At 45.3% G+C, this 18,755-nt stretch carries 16 protein-coding genes and 1 tRNA gene; 8 read left to right on the top strand and 9 right to left on the bottom strand.

What is annotated here, in order from left to right:
• The first annotated feature begins 830 nt into the window (after nt 1–830).
• Entirely contained in the window at nt 831–2,234 is a 1,404-nt protein-coding gene (locus M1J35_RS21360; protein ID WP_254652230.1) for an aldehyde dehydrogenase, read from the top strand.
• 47 nt (nt 2,235–2,281) lie between these two features.
• Here M1J35_RS21360 and M1J35_RS21355 read toward each other — a convergent pair whose 3' ends face one another.
• Nucleotides 2,282–2,515 (bottom strand): DUF378 domain-containing protein, encoded by a 234-nt coding sequence (locus M1J35_RS21355; protein ID WP_034763863.1) that lies wholly within the window; start codon nt 2,513–2,515, stop codon nt 2,282–2,284.
• Between the two features lie 200 nt (nt 2,516–2,715).
• Between M1J35_RS21355 and M1J35_RS21350 the strand changes: the two genes are divergently transcribed.
• From M1J35_RS21350 to M1J35_RS21340, 3 genes are all read left to right on the top strand, one after another.
• Entirely contained in the window at nt 2,716–3,879 is a 1,164-nt protein-coding gene (locus M1J35_RS21350) for an iron-containing alcohol dehydrogenase (RefSeq protein ID WP_034763865.1), read from the top strand.
• A gap of 235 nt (nt 3,880–4,114) precedes the next feature.
• Complete coding sequence (locus tag M1J35_RS21345; RefSeq protein ID WP_229597290.1) at nt 4,115–5,464, top strand: glucose-6-phosphate isomerase; 1,350 nt, start codon at nt 4,115–4,117, stop codon at nt 5,462–5,464.
• 93 nt (nt 5,465–5,557) lie between these two features.
• A complete protein-coding gene (locus M1J35_RS21340; protein ID WP_034763870.1) occupies nt 5,558–5,965 on the top strand; it encodes a YugN-like family protein in 408 nt (135 codons plus the stop codon).
• On the opposite strand, the gene M1J35_RS21335 is transcribed toward M1J35_RS21340, so the two are convergent.
• From M1J35_RS21335 to M1J35_RS21315, 5 genes are all read right to left on the bottom strand, one after another.
• On the bottom strand, nt 5,958–6,950 hold the full coding sequence (locus M1J35_RS21335; protein WP_254652229.1) for a potassium channel family protein: 993 nt from the start codon (nt 6,948–6,950) through the stop codon (nt 5,958–5,960). The genes M1J35_RS21340 and M1J35_RS21335 overlap by 8 nt on opposite strands.
• Nucleotides 6,951–7,010: 60 nt before the next feature.
• Nucleotides 7,011–7,556: a GNAT family N-acetyltransferase gene (locus M1J35_RS21330; protein ID WP_254652228.1), complete on the bottom strand. Its 546-nt coding sequence runs from the start codon at nt 7,554–7,556 to the stop codon at nt 7,011–7,013.
• 109 nt (nt 7,557–7,665) lie between these two features.
• On the bottom strand, nt 7,666–8,883 hold the full coding sequence (locus M1J35_RS21325) for a lactate 2-monooxygenase (protein ID WP_254652227.1): 1,218 nt from the start codon (nt 8,881–8,883) through the stop codon (nt 7,666–7,668).
• A 164-nt stretch (nt 8,884–9,047) separates the two neighbouring features.
• Nucleotides 9,048–10,451 (bottom strand): vWA domain-containing protein, encoded by a 1,404-nt coding sequence (locus tag M1J35_RS21320; protein ID WP_254652226.1) that lies wholly within the window; start codon nt 10,449–10,451, stop codon nt 9,048–9,050.
• Nucleotides 10,452–10,614: 163 nt separating this feature from the next.
• Nucleotides 10,615–10,687: transfer RNA gene (locus M1J35_RS21315), tRNA-Ala, on the bottom strand.
• Nucleotides 10,688–11,009: 322 nt separating this feature from the next.
• Between M1J35_RS21315 and M1J35_RS21310 the strand changes: the two genes are divergently transcribed.
• Nucleotides 11,010–12,365: an arsenic transporter gene (locus tag M1J35_RS21310; RefSeq protein ID WP_224522084.1), complete on the top strand. Its 1,356-nt coding sequence runs from the start codon at nt 11,010–11,012 to the stop codon at nt 12,363–12,365.
• A 69-nt stretch (nt 12,366–12,434) separates the two neighbouring features.
• Here M1J35_RS21310 and nagB read toward each other — a convergent pair whose 3' ends face one another.
• Both nagB and nagA read right to left on the bottom strand, forming a co-directional pair.
• A complete protein-coding gene (gene nagB, locus M1J35_RS21305) occupies nt 12,435–13,184 on the bottom strand; it encodes a glucosamine-6-phosphate deaminase (RefSeq protein ID WP_224522085.1) in 750 nt (249 codons plus the stop codon).
• Complete coding sequence (gene nagA, locus M1J35_RS21300) at nt 13,165–14,379, bottom strand: N-acetylglucosamine-6-phosphate deacetylase (protein ID WP_254652225.1); 1,215 nt, start codon at nt 14,377–14,379, stop codon at nt 13,165–13,167. The genes nagB and nagA overlap by 20 nt, the downstream gene beginning before the upstream one ends.
• A gap of 229 nt (nt 14,380–14,608) precedes the next feature.
• On the opposite strand from nagA, the gene nagE reads away from it, so the two are divergent.
• Nucleotides 14,609–15,991: an N-acetylglucosamine-specific PTS transporter subunit IIBC gene (gene nagE / locus M1J35_RS21295; protein ID WP_254652224.1), complete on the top strand. Its 1,383-nt coding sequence runs from the start codon at nt 14,609–14,611 to the stop codon at nt 15,989–15,991.
• A gap of 97 nt (nt 15,992–16,088) precedes the next feature.
• The gene (locus M1J35_RS21290) at nt 16,089–16,814 is read left to right on the top strand and encodes a GntR family transcriptional regulator (protein WP_254652223.1); all 726 of its coding nucleotides are present in this window, start codon (nt 16,089–16,091) and stop codon (nt 16,812–16,814) included.
• Between the two features lie 47 nt (nt 16,815–16,861).
• On the opposite strand, the gene M1J35_RS21285 is transcribed toward M1J35_RS21290, so the two are convergent.
• Entirely contained in the window at nt 16,862–17,605 is a 744-nt protein-coding gene (locus M1J35_RS21285) for an SIS domain-containing protein (protein WP_254652222.1), read from the bottom strand.
• A gap of 129 nt (nt 17,606–17,734) precedes the next feature.
• Here M1J35_RS21285 and M1J35_RS21280 point away from each other — a divergent pair, with 129 nt between their 5' ends.
• Nucleotides 17,735–18,559 carry a PRD domain-containing protein gene (locus M1J35_RS21280; protein ID WP_254652221.1) on the top strand — a complete coding sequence of 275 codons (825 nt, stop codon included), beginning with the start codon at nt 17,735–17,737 and terminating at the stop codon, nt 18,557–18,559.
• The last annotated feature ends 196 nt before the right edge of the window (nt 18,560–18,755 follow it).

Below are 18,755 nucleotides of genomic sequence, written 5' to 3'. Positions count from 1 at the left end.
ATAAGAAGAACGTATTCTCATTTTTTATGGGGTACGTTCTTTTTTTATTAGTGCTTTTCGTAAAGCTTGTTGTTTTCTAACATAAGAACTCTGAGTCTCTGTCTATGTGTGTATGGATAGATGGTGAGGGGAACGGCTTCGCTTTCCGGCGGACGAACGGCCAAGCCTCCTCGCATTCGCTGCGGGGTCTTGTCTCGTCCGTTTTTCCGCAGGAGTCTACGCCGTTCCCCTCCCCATCTAAATGAGATAGCGTGACAGAGCTTACCAGTGAAAAAACGAATGAAACAGCATTTTACTATTCAAGCTGAAATCGACCACTCTACAAATAGAAAATGATGATTTCTAGAGGTGTACAGAAGTAGGTAAACCCTCCAATTACAATAAAGTTGATTGTAGCGGAAGGTGCTCGACTCCTGCGGGAAACAACGAAAAGCGGAGGCGGCTTGCTCAGTCCCGACAAGCATAAGCTGAATGGGCCGGGAAGGCGTTTTTTGCCTTCTTGGATCATTTAGCTTATGACCTCGAGGGGCTAGCCGCCGGAGCTGGACAAGGAGAGGACACCACTTGCAGCCGAGGAGGCTCACCGCCAGCCCCGCGGAAAGCGAGCACCTGCAGCGGAAATCAACCACTACTCGCTACCTTACATAGCAATAAAGTTTACGAATAGAGCCTTGTATTTAAAGGAGTTCCCGAAAGGAATGTAGAAATGATTAGGAAGCCGTGGTTTAGGGTAAAATCACTGAAAATGCCTATATGTATATGCACAATGCTTGCGGAATTTTAGTTCTTATGTTTAAACTTATAAACATTAAAGATTCGGAGGGAAACAAATGTCTACTGAATTGTTTATAGAGGAAGCTTCTCTCGAGGCGATAGAAGCGAGTCTTCAACAGCACAAGCAATTTTTTAAGTCCGGGGTGACCCGTCCCCTTCAATACAGAAAAGATTTGTTAGAAAAATTCTACACCGTCATAAAAAATCATGAAACAGAAATCATCAGTGCCCTGAAGAAAGACTTGAATAAATCCGACATGGAAGCGTATACGACGGAAATCGGCATCCTTCTGGAGGAGATTCGATTCGTCCTTAAGAATATCGATGAATGGGCAGAACCGAAAAAAATGAAAACGGCGAAAACCCATATTGGATCGAAGGCCTATACTGTGCCAGAGCCATACGGAGTCACCTTGATCATCGCACCGTGGAATTATCCGATCCAGCTCGCCCTGGCACCGGTCATCGGAGCGGTTGCAGCGGGGAATACAGCAATCATCAAACCTTCGGAGCTCACCCCGACTACTTCTGCATTACTCGCTCAAATGATCAACACGCATTTTGATCCAAGGCAGTTGTTTGTCATAGAGGGCGGAGTGGAGACGACCCAGAATCTTCTCAAACAAGGTTTTGATTATATTTTTTTCACCGGAAGTGTGCCTGTCGGGAAAGTGGTCATGGAAGCCGCGGCCAAGCAGTTGATCCCGGTAACCCTTGAACTCGGCGGGAAAAGCCCGTGTATTGTCGATGAAACGGCGGATATCCCTCTAGCCGCCAAGCGTATCGCTTTCGGGAAAGTGACAAATGCTGGACAAACTTGCATCGCACCGGATTATTTATTTATCCATAAAAGCAAGAAAGATGAATTCATCACTGAATTTAAGAAAACCGTCATTGAGTTTTATGGGACTGAACCTTTGAAAAGCGATAAATTCGGACGGATTGTCAACGAACGCCATTTCAATCGTCTGACAAGCTATCTGGAAGACGGGGAAATCCTATTAGGTGGAAATGTTGATCCCGCTAGCTTGAAAATCGAACCGACCTTAATGGAGCCAAGGGATTTTTCTGTACCGGTGATGCAGGATGAGATTTTCGGCCCTGTTTTTCCTGTCATCGAGTATGAGGATCTGGATGAAGTCATCGAGTTCGTGACCGGGCGTCCGAAACCTTTGGCACTTTACCTGTTTACGGAAAACCCCATCACAGAAGAGAAAATCAATGGATCGATTTCCTATGGGGGTGGATGCGTAAATGATACCCTCATGCACATCGTTACGCCTTATCTTCCTTTCGGCGGGGTAGGGGAGAGCGGAATCGGAAATTATCACGGAGAATCGAGCTTTTCGACCTTCTCCCATTATAAGAGCATCTTGAAACAGACGACAAAGTTCGATATGAGCTTCCGTTATCCAAGTGGGCGATTCGGCTTGCAGATTATCAAGAAGTTATTGAAATGAGAAAAGGTGACCCGGGGTGGGTCACCTTTTTAGTTAAGGTTCTTATTTTATCTTGTCGGCTCTGTATGCGGTTCTCTTTCAAGCTCTTCCGTTGGTTTGAATAACAGACCAAGGTTGATAAGGCCGGCAATTCCGACTAAACCGTAAACGATACGGGATAGAGCTGCATCTTGTCCGCCAAAGATGGCTGCAACAAGATCGAATTGAAAGAAACCGATAAGTCCCCAGTTGATAGCACCAATGATCGTAAGAACCAAAGCAATACGCTGAATACCACTCATGTTGTTTTCCTCCTTCTATTCAATGGCTCATTCATAAGTTTCCCCCTGAGTCCATTCCTATTCATATTGCCCATAGTAAAATTTCCTTGTGCAAGTTCTTTGCAATTTGGGGATGATATATTCGATAATAGAAAATGTGCTAAGAACATTTTGGGTAACGAAATAAATCGGCCCTTATAGAATACAAGGAGGTAACAAAAATGAATGACTTTACATTTTACAATCCGACTAAATTAATTTTTGGTAAAGGACAAGTAGAACAATTGAAAGAATTGGTGCCTCAATATGGTAAAAAGGTGCTTGTCGTGTACGGCGGAGGAAGCATCAAGCGTAACGGACTATACGATCAAGTCATGTCAGTTCTGAAAGGGATTGATAGTGAAGTATTTGAATTATCCGGAGTTGAGCCAAATCCACGTCTGTCTACAGTAAGACGAGGAGTGGAAATCGCTAAGGAGAAGAACATCGACTTTATCCTGGCCGTCGGCGGCGGAAGCGTCATCGATTGTACGAAAGCCATCGCTGCAGGTGCTAAATATGATGGAGATGCATGGGACCTGGTCACGAAGAAAGCATTTGCAAAAGAAGCCCTTCCATTTGGAACAGTGCTTACTCTAGCTGCAACTGGTTCTGAAATGAATGCCGGATCGGTTATCACGAATTGGGAAACAAACGAGAAATATGGGTGGGGAAGCCCGGTGACGTTCCCTCAATTCTCCATCCTGGATCCTGAAAATACGTTTACCGTACCAAAGGATCACACCATCTATGGCATGGTGGACATGATGAGTCACGTGTTTGAACAGTATTTCAATAATGCTACAAACACACCGCTTCAAGACCGCATGTGTGAATCTGTTCTGAAAACAGTGATCGAAACAGCTCCGAAGCTGATTGATGATCTTGAAAACTATGAGCTTCGTGAGACGATTCTGTACTCCGGTACGATTGCCCTTAACGGAATGCTGCAAATGGGTTATAACGGTGACTGGGCAAGCCATAACATCGAACATGCCGTGTCAGCAGTATATGACATTCCTCATGCCGGTGGACTGGCAATCCTGTTCCCGAACTGGATGAAGCATAACCTGAAAGTGAATCCATCACGATTCGCCCAAATGGCTGAACGTGTATTCAACGTCGACCCAGCCGGCAAATCGGAAGAGGAAGTGGCGCTTGAAGGGATCGAAAAGCTTCGCGAATTCTGGTCAAGCCTGGGTGCACCTACACGCCTGGCGGACTATGACATCGACGACAGCCAATTAGACCTTATGGCAGACAAAGCCATGGTCAACGGCGAATTCGGTAACTTCAATAAACTAAACAAAGACGACGTCCTTGCGATTTTAAGAGCATCTCTATAATGTAGTGGGGAGGGACGGACCTTGGGTAAAGGTCCGTCCCTCTTTTTTGTTTTACTCGGCAGATTCCAAAAATATCGGGTTTTCTTCCCAGGAATTAGGGGAATATAAGCGGGTGAGAGTTATGGTGGATAAAAAGTTTTTCGTGCACACGCTTACATAGAGGGGGCTTTCTTGATTCTCGGGTCAGCTTTCGATAAAGTGAGATAGAAGAAAATATTTTAATCGGAGGATGGTTATGACACACATTCGTTTTGATTATTCAAAAGCGTTATCGTTTTTTGGAGAACACGAACTTACATACTTAAGTGATGCGGTTAAGGTTGCCCATCATTCACTACATGAACAAACAGGTGCAGGGAGCGACTTCCTTGGTTGGATCGATCTTCCTGTAGATTACGACAAAGAAGAATTTTCACGCATTCAGAAATCAGCGGAGAAAATCAAGAATGATTCCGATATCCTTCTTGTGATCGGTATCGGTGGATCGTACCTAGGGGCGCGTGCGGCGATTGAGATGCTGAACCACAGCTTCTATAACGCTCTTCCGAAAGATAAGCGTTCCACTCCACAAGTGTTATTCGTTGGACAAAACATCAGTTCCACATACATGAGAGACTTAATGGATCTTCTTGATGGAAAAGACTTCTCCATCAATGTGATCTCAAAGTCCGGTACGACGACTGAACCTGCCCTTGCCTTCCGTATCTTCCGCAATATGTTGGAAGAAAAGTACGGGGTGGAAGAAGCACGTAAACGTATTTATGCCACTACGGATAAATCGAAGGGTGCACTGAAGACACTGGCGACAGACGAAGGCTATGAAACATTCGTCGTTCCAGATGATATTGGAGGACGCTATTCTGTCCTGACAGCAGTAGGATTGCTTCCAATCGCCGTCAGCGGAGTGGAAATCGAGACGATGATGAACGGTGCTGCGCAGGCCCGTGAAGATTTCAGCAATTCCGAGCTGACGGAAAACGCTGCTTATCAATATGCTGCTGTTCGTAATGCACTATACAACAAAGGCAAGACAATCGAAATGCTCATCAACTATGAGCCGGGATTACAGTACTTTGCTGAATGGTGGAAGCAGCTGTTCGGTGAAAGTGAAGGAAAAGACCAAAAAGGGATTTATCCTTCTTCTGCAAACTTCTCGACAGATCTTCATTCTCTTGGACAATACGTTCAGGAAGGACGCCGTGACATTTTCGAAACAGTCATCAAGGTTTCAGAGCCCCGTCATGAGCTGAAAATCGAGAAAGCGGAAAGTGACCTGGATGGATTGAACTATCTTGCAGGTGAAACTGTGGACTTCGTGAATAATAAAGCATTTGAAGGAACACTGCTTGCCCATACAGATGGAGGGGTACCTAACCTGATCGTGGAAATTCCTGCAATGGATGCCTACACATTCGGTTACCTGGTGTACTTCTTCGAGAAAGCATGTGCCATGAGTGGATACCTTCTTGGTGTGAATCCATTCGATCAGCCGGGAGTGGAAGCATATAAAGTGAATATGTTCGCCCTTCTTGGTAAACCAGGCTTTGAAGAGAAGAAAGCCGAGCTTGAAAAACGCCTGAAATAATGAACAAGAGCACTGAGTAAATCTCAGTGCTCTTTTTACATTTTTCTTTTCTTTTAGGAGAAACTATCCCTAAAAGAAAGGGGATGCATCCACGTGATTGAGCTTTCATCAAGCATTGAAGGACAGCATTATCAACTGTATAAACTGGAACAGCTACTAAAGCCGCTTGGATATTCGATCGGCGGTAACTGGGATTACGATCACGGCTACTTCGATTATAAAATTGATGACGAGGTCGGGTATCAATTTCTAAGAGTGCCTTTTACCTCAGTAGACGGGCAACTGGACTCAAGGGGAGCTACCGTTGAATTCGGTAAACCGTTCCTTCTTTCTCATAAATACCAGATTGGCCTGGACGACTTTGCGTCGACAGGGAACTTTTCCGGTTCTGTCAATCAATTTTCAGAGCCACAGGATCCCGATGCAAGTTTTCCTGAAAAGTACATTGCCGTTGGGAAGGAACTTGTGAAGGAACTTGAGACCACTCTGTTTTCTAGTTAGAAATCACAAGAAGTTCGTCTGATTCTTCAACAATCGTCGTTAAAGGAGGATTCACGGATGTGTTTTCTCCTTTTTTAATGCCGAGAAGGATGATGTTGTGCTTGAGTAGGTGTCCACTAAGGGAATGGAAGTTTTCATTGATGTACTCTTTTGCAACAGGGATCAGCTTCAGATTATTTCCTTTAAGGTGATTCAACAGCTTTAAGATCGTTTTGGACATCCCCTGGGATATGATGCTATTCATCATTACGTAGCTTGTCTGCATATTGGTCTGGATGACTTCATCGGCACCGGCCCGTTTCGCATTAGCGACTTGATCCTTCTGGAGAATTTCGACCACGGTATATAGTCCGGGATGATTTCCTTTAATGGCAAGGAGGGTCAGGACCGAATTCATATCAGAAGTCATTTCGTCTTTATTTTGATCGGCTGTGATGATGGCAATCGATGCTTCATTCAAATTGGCTTTCTTCAGGATGGAATCCTTGAAAGGAGTCCCCTTTACAAAATGGATATGATGATTGTTATAGGGGTTCTTTTGGAGGGTTTCATCGACCAGGATAATATCACAGGTTGACTGAAGGGAGGTCAGCTGATTGATCACTTCCCGTGCACGCTCATTCCAGCCTACGATGATGACATGTTCTTTTCCTTTATATGTTGCCTTTCCTTCCAGATAGGCATTCTGGGTCATGACGGTTTCGGCTGCCAGTGTGACGAAATAGGTTGAAAGGAAACCTGCACCAACCAGGATGAGTACAATCCCAAGCAATCGTCCTTCCCATGTTAATGGGACGAAATCTCCATAACCCACGGTTGACGTTGTAATGATGGCCCACCAGATCCCGTCAAATAGCGAAGGGAAAGTATCAGGTTCTATAAAATGAATGACTGTGCCGAAAGATAGCATCAGCGTGATGGCAATCATGAAGATCCGAATAACTAAGGGCCAGCGCAAGAACCCATGAAACAATTGCTGTACCATTCTACCAGCTCCTTTTTCATATGCACTGACCATTATTTCCTATTCAGGTTCGTCTCATAACTAATCCAGCCATTCTTTCTTCAATAAACTGTACATATATGCGTCAAATGCCTGGTCATCCTGTAGGATATATTCCCTCAGCAAACCTTCCTGCTTGAATCCAAGCTTCTCCACTACCCGGGCCGATGCCTTATTATAAGGAACGATCACTGCTCCTATACGAATCATTCCTTTTTCTGAAAAAAGGTAATGGAGTAGTGGGGCCAGGGCTTCACCCATGATTCCCTTACCCCAATGGCTGGGATGAAGGTCATATCCGATTTCGCAGCGTTTATAAGCCTTCGAAATGCCATGGAAACCGCATGTCCCGATCATCTTGTTGGAATCTTTCTCCACGATGGCCCAACGCATGGGACCGCCTGATTCCAGGTGCTTTTCATAGTTTTCAACCATGCTGACCGCCACGTCTTTTGATTCTATCGGACTCATGCCGAAATAGCGGAGAACGTCCACGGACGTATAAAGTTCATAAAGAAAATCGACATCTTCCATTGCAATCTGTCTTAGAACCAATCTCTCTGTTTTAAATTCTGGATATTTTTCCATATTTATCAACCCCTTTATAGAAGAAAGTATACCATGGAAAAACCCTTGGCAGGGGGCTAATATCATCTGCGCGAAAAAGCCTCTGCCGAATTGGACAGAGGCTCCTTCACTATGACTTGAATCCTGCAGTTGGCTGTGCGTTCCACCCTTTCTTTGAATGAAATGAACCGTCCTTCACGTCTTTCAAAAGGGAGGCATCACATTCGGAAACAGATGATTGACCTGAAAGGGCCAATGTTAAATCGAGATCGGCCAATATATTCCGGATCACTTCTTTCACCCCTTGTTCACCTGCCAGGGTCAGACCGTACATATAGGGCCTGCCTATGAGAACGGAATCTGCTCCGAGGGCAAGGGCTTTTACGACATCGGCTCCACGCCGGATCCCGCTGTCAAAGAGCACAGGGATACGCCCGTTCACGACGTCGCATATGACGGGCAGAGAGTCTAAGGCTCCGATGGCCCCGTCAACCTGTCTTCCACCATGATTGGATACGATAATTCCATCCATTCCCCGGTCGATGGCAAGCTTGGCGTCGTCGGGATGGAGAATGCCTTTCAGCAGGATCGGCAGACTCGTATGTACACGCAGAAAGTCCAGGTCATCCCATGTCAGTCTTGCATTGCCAAACACTTGGGACCAGAGGATGGCAGCTGCATTCCGGTCGACTTCAGGGGGTTCTTTCAATTTTGAACGAAAGACAGGATCGCTCACGTAATTACCGACTCCTTCTCCCGACAAAAAGGGAAGATAGGCGTTTTCAAGGTCGTATTCACGCCACGCCATCATCGGGGCATCAAGGGTCACGACGATAGCGGAGTATCCTGACGCTTCAGCCCTCTGAAGCATACTTGCTGCAATCTCAAGGTCATTACTCCAATACAGCTGGAACCATCTTGGGGACTCCCCCATGACGGAAGCGATTTCTTCCATGGAGTAAGTAGACGCTGAACTTGCAATGAACGGGACATTCATGGATGCCGCCGCGCGGGCTGACGCCAGCTCCCCATCAGGGTGAACGATGGATTGTACTCCGATCGGTGCAAGGAGGAGGGGGGAGGAGTAGATTTCCCCGAATAAAGTCACGTTCAGGTCGCGGTTCTCGACATTATTCAGCATACGGGGGACGATCTGCCAGCGGTCGAGGGCACTCCTGTTCGCGTGCATCGTCCCCTCACCGCCTGCACCTCCCGCCACATAATAAAACGGGCCGTCCTCAAGCTTTTCCCGTGCCATTTGTTCCAGCTCTTCAAACCGGAAAGGGATGGAGGGACGGACCTTCCTTTGATAAATTTCATTTTGGACTTGGTTTCCATACTGATTCATGATCTTTGTTCTCCTTTCATCTCTGCCGGAAGAAATGCAATCGTCAAAAGGAAGCGTATGTAATCGGCGTGCTTTTCCTTATAAAGAAAATGGTACTTACAGTATTCAGAAAAGTCAATCAAATCACACGAAAAAAGAGACCGGTCATATGACCGGCTCCCAGTTTATATCCCAACCTGCTTTTTGATCGCATCCAATCGTTTATCCAGCTCATCAGAAACGGTTTTCACTTCTTCGTGCTTATTGGACTCCAGGTCATTCAGGTAGTTCCTGATTTTCTCTTGACGGTCATCCAGGAGAGAAGAGATGGCAGAGCGTTTCTCTGAATCAATGAGCTCCTCTTTTTCCAGGCGATTGAGAATCTGGATCATCCTGTTTTCTTCATTCCGAATCATCGTTTGATAGGTAGAGACGATATCCCTCAAGGCATTATAATGATCGACTGTCGTCCAAACATTATCACTGAACCGATTGACAGCCCACCATCTCCACGTATTTTTATTGATGACTTCTTTCCACACGTTCTCAATTTCAGACAATTCTTGTTTCGATTTCACAGAGGAGTACTCTCCGCCACCGGCCTCTGCCACCTTCTTCAATTGCCCGTCGGCTTCTGAGTCCACATCGAATCCGATAATATTGATTTTGACATTGGTATTGTCCGCCTTCACCTTTTTGGCAGCAGCCACGGGATCCCCATCGCAGGTTTCGATTCCATCGCTCACGACATAGATGAAGTTCTCCGTCTTTTCGTCACTATGGGAAGTAAGTTGTTCGTTGGCCAATTCGATGCTTGATGCCAGTGGGGTCCAGCCCTTCGGATCGAATTTCTTCAGTGATTCCGAGAAGGCGCCCTCCTCATACGGTTGAAGGGGATAGATAGACGCGACTGCCTTACATGACATGTCTTTATCGGCATCACTGCCTGTTCCCTTATGTCCGAACGCGATCAGGGAAACATTCACGGATTCGGGTAACTCCTTTGCGAGGCTTTTCAGGCTATCCTTGGCAAGGGACATCTTGCTTTCACCATCCACGTCGGCTTTCATACTTCCGCTTGAATCGATCAACAAGGCGACATTCACCTTTTTGTCTTCTTTTTCGGTGATTTCATCCATCGGGACATCCTGCAGAAGTCTACCATCGGGAAGCTTCATTTCCTCATATACGACCTCATAGTTTTCAAGCTCAGAGGCAATATCACCGTACCCCGTCTGGAGGCTTGAGAGGATGGACTGTGTCCAATTTTGTTCGGTCCATTTCTCCGTTTCTTTCGTAACGATGTTCTTCATATATTCATCGATGGCCTTCCCTGTAGCTTTTTTATAGGCTTCGGGTTCTTTGGACCAGCTTTTCTTTTCTATGTATTTTTGATAGAGTTCGCCCTCATCCTCATTGATCCATTCTTCCGGGGTATTTGATAAGTCCACATCCTTGGAAGCCTGGGCAGGTTGACCGGGATTCTGTCCGCCTTTTTCCTTAGTAGCGGCATTTTCTGCATCTCCCTGACATCCTGTTAGAAGGAGGAGTAACAAGGCTAAACGAAATAGAGGCTTTATGGGTTTCATATCATTCTCCTTTTGCGGATAGAGTCATACAACGTCATATTTTATCCATAAATTTACTTTTTATCTACTACCCTTAGAACCAGGACAATAAACCCATTTTCAACACAATAAAAAAGGCGTCCTTATTGTATAAATAAGGACGCCTTTTTATGTCATTTCGGTATGGAGCATAGCGGGATCGAACCGCTGACCTTTTGGCTGCCAGCCAAACGCTCTCCCAGCTGAGCTAATGCCCCGTGATTCGGTCAAGATTTATTATATGAAATGTTCATGCCTTCCGTCAATGCTTTTTTGAAATATTCTTTGCTTTGCTTAAAAAAATTCATTATACAGGGCTTGGTCCCTCCTGAAACTATATAAGGGCGTTTGTTTAATAATTGTACCGCCATGCTTCCTCCGCACCTGTCACGGACCGGCAAATATACTAGAGTGACAAACATACATTTTGCTAGATTTAGGTGAAAAACCAGTCCACTTCTATAGGGGTGAATATACATATAGGGAATGGGACATGCAGATCAAACTGTGCATGCCGATCATTTAGAAAGGAGAATAAATATGTCTTTCACGATAGGAATGACGATATTTGTATTCGTGATGACGATGGTAGTGATTTTTTTGAGGCCCGGTGGGATGAATGAGGCATGGCCTGCATCAGTAGGGGCGTTGATCATCTTTATGATGGGGACTGTATCCTTCTCTGACGTTGCAGATATCATCGATAAAATAGGGGGGGCGTCTATTACGATCATGGCAACCATTGTCATGGCAGTCATTTTAGAAAGCTTCGGTTTTTTTCACTGGGTGGCTGCCCGTATGGTGAAATGGTCTAAATACTCAGGATATCGCTTATATTGGTACATTCAATTGCTTTGTTTCACCATGACCCTGTTATTCAATAACGATGGAAGTATTCTCATTACAACCCCCATCCTGATTCTGCTTCTTAAAAATCTTCGACTAAAACCCCATGAAATGATTCCGTATCTATTGAGTGGTGCTCTGATTGCCACCGCTTCTAGTGCCCCGATTGGAGTAAGTAATATTGTGAACTTGATTGCACTGGAGATTGTTCATATGACCCTCTACATGCATACGGCCATGATGTTTGTACCTGCGACATTAGGATTGGTGTTCATGTCAGTGCTGATGTTCATCGTATTAAAGAATAAATTACCGAAGACATTACCAAGGTCCACACATGATGTGGAAGAGAGATTTTTCACGAAGAATTTCCATCCACTGAAAGGGACGATTTCAGTGGAAACCAAGAAAAAGCGAACAGCCTTCATGTTGAAAGTGCTACTGTTTGTCTTCGTCATGCGCTGTCTCCTTTTCGTCGCTTCCTTCTTTGCGATCCCGATTGAATTGGTTGCGGTACTTGGATCAACCGTACTCCTGTTATGGAGATGGTACCATTTGGGTACTAACCCATTGGATATATTGAAAAAAACACCTTGGCATATTCTGATCTTTGCGTTTTCCATGTATGTCATCATTTATGGATTGCATAATGCAGGGTTGACGGATATGCTGGTTGCGCTTTGTGAACCGATCGTCAACCAGGGACTCCTGCAGGCGAGCTTCACCATGGGGGGATTGGTTTCGATTCTTTCAAATATCTTTAATAATCACCCTGCACTCATGGTCGGGACGATAACATTGACGGAAATGGGACTGGACCCCATAACGCTTAAAACCATTTATCTTGCCAATGTCATCGGCAGTGATATCGGTTCCCTGCTTTTACCAATAGGCACCCTGGCATCACTTATCTGGATGCATATCCTGAGACAAAATCATATTAAAGTCAACTGGAAGGATTACTTGAGTGTCTCCTTGATCGTCATCCCCGCTGCAACGGTATTTACTTTATTCCTGTTATACTATTGGGTACAAATGGTGTTTGCATGATAAAAAAAGCGGAGAACATTGGATTGTTCACCGCTTTTTTTCATGCTTTATTTTTACATCCTTACCCTTTCATCTAGTCATCAATTTATGATCTTTCACCAGAGCCAGTGCTTCCTTATCGGCGATCACCGTCACATTCAAATGGCGATTCAAGACAGACGCAGGAAAGTCCTCTGATATTTCACCTTCCACTAACTTTTTTAATGCCTTCTGTTTAGAGTGGCCAGAGGCGAGAAGAAGGATTTCTTTGCTTTTTAAAATGGAGGCGATACCCATTGTAATCGCATGCGTCGGCACGTCATTGATGGAATCGAAGTAGCGGGCATTGGCCTCACGGGTGGATTGTGTAAGCTCGACAATATGGGTGGGAGAGTCAAAAGAAGTGCCCGGCTCATTGAATCCGATATGTCCATTGCTTCCGATTCCCAGTACCTGAAGGTCGATTCCTCCCTCGGAATGGATCTTTTCATCATACGCTTCACATTCCCCGTCAAGATCGGCGGCTTTCCCTGAAGGAATATGTGTGTTTTCTAACGGGATATCAATATGATTGAATAGGTTCTCATTCATATAGTGACAGTAGCTGTTGGGATGATCGCCGGACAGTCCGATGTATTCATCCAGATTGAAAGAAGACACCTGCTGATAGGAGGTGTTATTTTCCTGATGGTCAGCGATCAATGCTTTATAAAGACCTTGGGGTGTGCCTCCTGTGGCTAGTCCCAGGGTAATTTTTTTGTTTTTGTTCACCTTGGATAACAGATAGTCCGCAGCGACATGACTCATTTCCTGGTAGTCTTTAACTTCTATTAGTTTCATGAGTTTCATCCTCTCGAAGATAGGCTGTTTTCCCTTTGCATATTGTGGCATATACATCTTTGTTTTCGTCCAGTATGACGATGTCTGCATCTTTAAGGGGGGAAAGGCTTCCTTTCCGGTTAAACACATTCAATTGCCTTGCCGGATTTTCTGAGGTCATTTTAATGGCACTCCTCATATCGCCCGTTGTGAATGTTTGAATGTTTGTGAAAGCATCTTTCATTTTCAGGACGCTTCCTGCCAATGTGTCCTCATCCAATAAAGCCTTCCCATCCTTGACCGTCACCATCTGGCCGCCGAGCTCATACTGACCATTCTTCAGACATTTCGCCCTCATGGAATCGGTGATAAGGATCAAGCGTTCATCTGTGATCTGATTAAAAGCGAGTTGAATCACTTCAGGGCGGACGTGGATGCCGTCTGTAATCAATTCCACCATCAGTTCCTGTCGAAGGAAGGATGCCCCGACAATACCGGGCTCACGATGATGCAGGCCTGACATTTGATTAAACAAATGGGTCACATGGGACAAGCCGGCGTCGATGGCTTCCCCGACTTCATCGAAGGTTGCACTGGAGTGGCCCACTGAAGAGATGATCCCGTTTTCTTTTAAGTAAGAGATCAGTTCATGATCCTCATCAAGCTCGGGGGCGAGGGTGACTAATTTTATTTGGTTCTGAGAGAGTGTCTGCCAGCGTTTAAATATGTCGACACTCGGCTTTTGAATTCGATCGAGAGGCTGCGCGCCTGCCCGGTCAGGGTTGATGAACGGTCCTTCCAGGTGAAGTCCCAGAATTTCCGCCTGACCGCCTTTTTGATGATTGGCCATATAATCTGCAGTATTCTTCAATGCTTTTTCGATTGACTCGGACTCTTCTGTCATGGTTGTGGCGAGGAAGCTCGTGGTCCCTTCTTTCGGAAGAGTCCCGGTCATCGTATCAAGGGCTTCCCTGGTCGCATCCATGGTATCGGCTCCATTTACGCCATGGATATGAATATCTATCATTCCCGGGACCACACTATACCCATGGGGAAGGGAAATCACTTTAAACTCTTCTATACCGGTCAAACGGGAGCGTTCACCCAATTCGGTGATCATGCCATTTTCTATTTTGATATAGCCTTTTTCATACACTTTATCTTCTGCATAGATCGTTCCATTCAGTATCAGCAGTTTTTCTATATTTGAGGTCATTGAAATCACTCCTTGTGTACTTTACCATTCTACAATACCACCAGTAAGTATAGATGTCTATACCAGTTAGAGGATTGAATGAATATTTTACATGTAAAATTAGTTTGGGAACCTATACAAACCTATAAAGCAATAAGTCCCAATGAATAAATTGGTATAGACATCTATTCCTTTTTAATGATATGATTCTGTCTAAGCGCTTTCAATTGAAACTAAAGGAGAGAATAGTATGTTAGGTTTTTTACAACGAATCGGTAAATCACTCATGCTTCCCATCGCGGTTCTTCCGGCAGCAGCCTTATTGCTGCGCCTGGGTCAGGATGATCTATTAGGAATCGCGTTCATGTCTGAAGCAGGAGATGCCATATTTAAGAATTTAGCTTTAATCTTTGCGATCGGTGTGGCGATCGGATTTTCGAAAGATGGAAATGGTACAGCCGGATTGGCCGGTGCCATTGGTTATTTGGTACTGACGGGCGGTTTAAAAGCCCTGGATCCCGATTCCAATATGGCGATTTTCGGAGGGATTATATCCGGAGTCGTGGCAGGCTTATTATATAACCGTTTTAATGATATTAAACTTCCGGCATGGCTCGGATTTTTTGGAGGCAGACGTTTCGTTCCGATTGTGACGGCAGCATCCATGGTTGTACTCGCAGGGATCTTCGGTATCATCTGGCCACCGATCCAAAGCGGGATCAATTCCATCGGTGAATGGATCATCGGTGCAGGTGCGGCGGGAGTCGGTGTGTTCGGCCTGCTGAATCGTCTCCTGATTCCGGTTGGACTGCATCATGTATTGAATACCCTCGTCTGGTTTGAATTCGGTACATTCAAAGATGCAGCGGGTGAAGTCGTGAAAGGGGATATTCCACGCTTCTTTGCAGGGGATCCTACCGCCGGAACGTTCCAGACCGGCTTCTTCCCGATCATGATGTTCGGTCTTCCGGCAGCGTGTCTCGCCATGATCGTGACGGCCAAAAAACATCTGCGTGCCAATGTAGCAGGGATGTTAATCGGACTCGCCGTCACTTCTTTTTTAACAGGGATCACTGAGCCGATAGAATTCAGCTTCATGTTCCTATCTCCTGTCCTTTACGGGATTCACGCTGTCCTGACGGCGAGCTCTATGGTCGTTACCTATGTACTTGGCATTCATCATGGATTCGGTTTCTCGGCGGGTGCCTTTGACTACATCCTTAATTTCAAAATTGGTCAAAAACCTTGGCTGCTACTTGGAGTCGGAATTCTTTACGGGATCATCTACTTCCTGCTCTTCACTTTCTTGATCAAGACGTTTAATTTGAAGACTCCGGGTCGTGAAGATGATGAAGATGTGGTGGCACCGGATAAAGGTTCAGTCGGGAATAGTAAGTACGAAATCATGGCTTCTCACTTCCTTCAAGATCTGGGTGGTAAAGAAAATCTGGTCGTCATTGATAACTGTGCCACACGATTACGTCTCGAAATCAATGATGTCACACTGGTAGACGAAAAAGCGTTAAAAGCTCACGGGGCGAAAGGTGTGATGAAGGTGAATAATCGGAACCTTCAAGTCATTGTGGGAACGGATGTGGAATTTGTCGCAGACGAGCTGAGAAAGCTGAAATAAAGGAGAGGACAGGGATTGTCCTCATCGCATTGTTGTCTGTTATATACATGCCAGATATAATGAAATAAAACCCGTTAGATCGAAAGGAGAACCGTTCGTGGTTAATAAAAATTCTCCTCTTCCTTTGTATTATCAGTTAGAAGAACACCTTAACCATTTAATACAGTCTGAAGAGCTAAAACCGGGGGACGCCCTGCCATCGGAACGGGAGCTTGCTGAGTCATTTAAAATCAGCAGGATGACCGTGAGACAGGCGATTACCAATCTGGTGAATAAGAATGTCTTATATAGGGAGAAAGGGCGGGGCACATTCGTCTCCCACCGGAAAATCGAACAAAGCCTCCAAGGACTGACAAGCTTTAGCGAAGATATGAAAAGCAGGGGACTCGAGCCTGGCAATAAATTATTGCATTTCGAAATTTCCCCGGCATCGGAGGATATCCGGGAGCTTCTTTCTCTGGAGGAAGAAGAACTAGTTTATACGATGAAGCGGATCCGCCTTGCAAACGGCGAACCGATGGCCTTGGAGACGAGTTATATACCCGTCAGGCTGCTTCCTGGATTGAATCAGGAAATATTGGAGAAATCCCTGTACCATTATATCGAAAGAGAGTTAAACCTTCACATCAGTCATGCCACTCAATCAGTGGAAGCGACACTTGTGACAGAAGCGGATACAAAGCATCTGAAGGTGAAAAGCGGGGAGCCGGTGCTCTTCATCCAACGGGATTCTTTCCTGGAAGATGGAACCCCTTTTGAATTGGTACGATCCGTTTATCGGGCGGATAAATATAAGTTTAAGATCAACCTGGACAGAATGTGAAAAAAGAGCAGGAACCCATGATGATAGGGTTCCTGCTCCTTTTTTGATTACAGTCCTTTTGTTAAAAGGGGGATCCGCATTCGGTACTTCTCGATCAGCTTTTCGTTATGATCACCCGCACCGTCCACGTTACCACTTATGAAGATAGGCGGCTCATATCCTTCATCTGCCATATGTTCGATGGCCCCGGCCATGATGCTCTTCAAAATCGCAGCGCCGATGACGGTTGATGAAGGTGAAAATGGAACAGCCACCCGTTCGTGGGTCAAAACAGCGTCCCCTACGACGGAGTGGTTGTTAATGGCAAGATCCACCACTTCACTAAGGAATTTCCCGCTCGGGTGCCTGGATGTTTCTTGTTCTACATAGTCAAAGGAACTGATGGAAGCGACATAGGTACTGTTTTCCTTTGCATGAAGCGCCACGTCGATAGGGACGGGGTTCTTTCCTGAGGTGGAAAGGACGATCATCACGTCTTGAGGCTGAATATCCTGCCCACTCATGAACTCAGACGCATATCCTTCTGCCCTTTCTAATTGAGAAGAACGTACGGCGCCTTCGTGGAGCATGAGGGGCTCGATCAAGATCGGGTTGATCGGAACCAGTCCACCTGCCCTGTAGAACACCTCTTCAGAGAGGATGTGAGAGTGGCCGCACCCGAAAAGGTGGATGATGCCGTCCTGTTGGATGCAGGAAGAAATGCGTTGGGCAAGACTGGCCATTCTGTCGGCTTCTTTCGTTTGCACCTCGTGAAGTTTTTCCTGGATTTTCTCAAAATATGTAGGTATCATTCTGTTCCCGCTTTCCGTTTTTCTTTCAGCATACCATGTATCAAGAAAATGTTGTATCGCCACACTTATCTTGTTATCTATCCTTCAACTCGTGTAACATAAGGTTAATGAACCGTACGGAGGATATGTATGCGCATTTTTAAAATACTTAACAACAATGCTGTCGTAGTGGTGGATGGACCCCAGGAGAAGATTGTGATGGGAAGTGGGATTGCCTTTCAGAAAAAGAGGAATGATATCATCCCAAAGAATAAAATTGAGAAGATATTTGTCCTTCATGAGCAATCATCCGAGAAATTCCAGCAACTCCTGGCTACCTTGCCGGAGGAGCATATTGAAATCGCTGAAAACATCATTAGCTATGCAGAAGGTCATCTGAATGCACCTTTAAGCGATCATATCCATATCGCTTTGACGGATCACCTTTCATTTGCATTGGAAAGACTTCAGCAGGGGATCCCCATTCAAAATAAATTGTTAAACGAAATCAAGCTGCTCTATAAAAAAGAGTATGAAGTGGGTTCATGGGCAAAGGCGGAAATCAAAGAGAAACTGGGCATTGAAATTCCCGATGATGAGGCAGCTCATATCGCCCTGCATGTCCATACGGCGAAGATGGATGCACCGTCTATGAGTGAATCGTTGAAGCAGGCAACGATCCTGAGAGATTTTGTGGAACAGGTGGAATCCATCTTGTCCATAGAGGTGGAGGAGTCGAGCATCAACTATCAACGGTTGATTACCCACCTCCGTTTTGCTTTGAACAGGATCGAACAGGGGGATCAGTTTGACCCCATTGATGAGGATATGCTTGACCTCATTCAAGTGAAGTATGTGCTGGCGTATGAATGTTCTGAACAAATTGCCGGGTATCTGGAGGAAGAATATGGCATTCAATTTCCCCTATCAGAGGTAGCGTACATAGCTCTTCATATTCAGCGTTTGTTAAAGTGAATGGGTTGACGGTATCGCTTACATCTTGTAAAATGAACTCAAATCAATTTCATACAGTAGGATTGTTACTGATCATGCAGGCAAGACCTAGAATCTTTAAGACGATAATGGTAAGCGTCTCTCTTTGACCTACCTCTATCCTCTTAAGGGTACTGGGTCTTTTTTTATTGATTTTCTTTAATAAACAGGAGGGATT

This window comes from Rossellomorea sp. KS-H15a (genome assembly GCF_024195245.1).
Classification (GTDB): domain Bacteria; phylum Bacillota; class Bacilli; order Bacillales; family Bacillaceae_B; genus Rossellomorea; species Rossellomorea vietnamensis.
Note: the sequence above shows the minus strand (reverse complement) of the source record. Positions and strands in the feature narration are given on the sequence as shown.

Coding starts and splice junctions, on each gene's coding strand:
- M1J35_RS21360 (WP_254652230.1), top strand. CDS start 831: ATGTCTACTGAATTGTTTATAGAGGAAGCTTCTCTCGAGGCGATAGAA.
- M1J35_RS21355 (WP_034763863.1), bottom strand. CDS start 2,515: ATGAGTGGTATTCAGCGTATTGCTTTGGTTCTTACGATCATTGGTGCT.
- M1J35_RS21350 (WP_034763865.1), top strand. CDS start 2,716: ATGAATGACTTTACATTTTACAATCCGACTAAATTAATTTTTGGTAAA.
- M1J35_RS21345 (WP_229597290.1), top strand. CDS start 4,115: ATGACACACATTCGTTTTGATTATTCAAAAGCGTTATCGTTTTTTGGA.
- M1J35_RS21335 (WP_254652229.1), bottom strand. CDS start 6,950: ATGGTACAGCAATTGTTTCATGGGTTCTTGCGCTGGCCCTTAGTTATT.
- M1J35_RS21330 (WP_254652228.1), bottom strand. CDS start 7,556: ATGGAAAAATATCCAGAATTTAAAACAGAGAGATTGGTTCTAAGACAG.
- M1J35_RS21325 (WP_254652227.1), bottom strand. CDS start 8,883: ATGAATCAGTATGGAAACCAAGTCCAAAATGAAATTTATCAAAGGAAG.
- M1J35_RS21320 (WP_254652226.1), bottom strand. CDS start 10,451: ATGAAACCCATAAAGCCTCTATTTCGTTTAGCCTTGTTACTCCTCCTT.
- M1J35_RS21310 (WP_224522084.1), top strand. CDS start 11,010: ATGTCTTTCACGATAGGAATGACGATATTTGTATTCGTGATGACGATG.
- nagB (WP_224522085.1), bottom strand. CDS start 13,184: ATGAAACTAATAGAAGTTAAAGACTACCAGGAAATGAGTCATGTCGCT.
- nagA (WP_254652225.1), bottom strand. CDS start 14,379: ATGACCTCAAATATAGAAAAACTGCTGATACTGAATGGAACGATCTAT.
- nagE (WP_254652224.1), top strand. CDS start 14,609: ATGTTAGGTTTTTTACAACGAATCGGTAAATCACTCATGCTTCCCATC.
- M1J35_RS21285 (WP_254652222.1), bottom strand. CDS start 17,605: ATGATACCTACATATTTTGAGAAAATCCAGGAAAAACTTCACGAGGTG.
- M1J35_RS21280 (WP_254652221.1), top strand. CDS start 17,735: ATGCGCATTTTTAAAATACTTAACAACAATGCTGTCGTAGTGGTGGAT.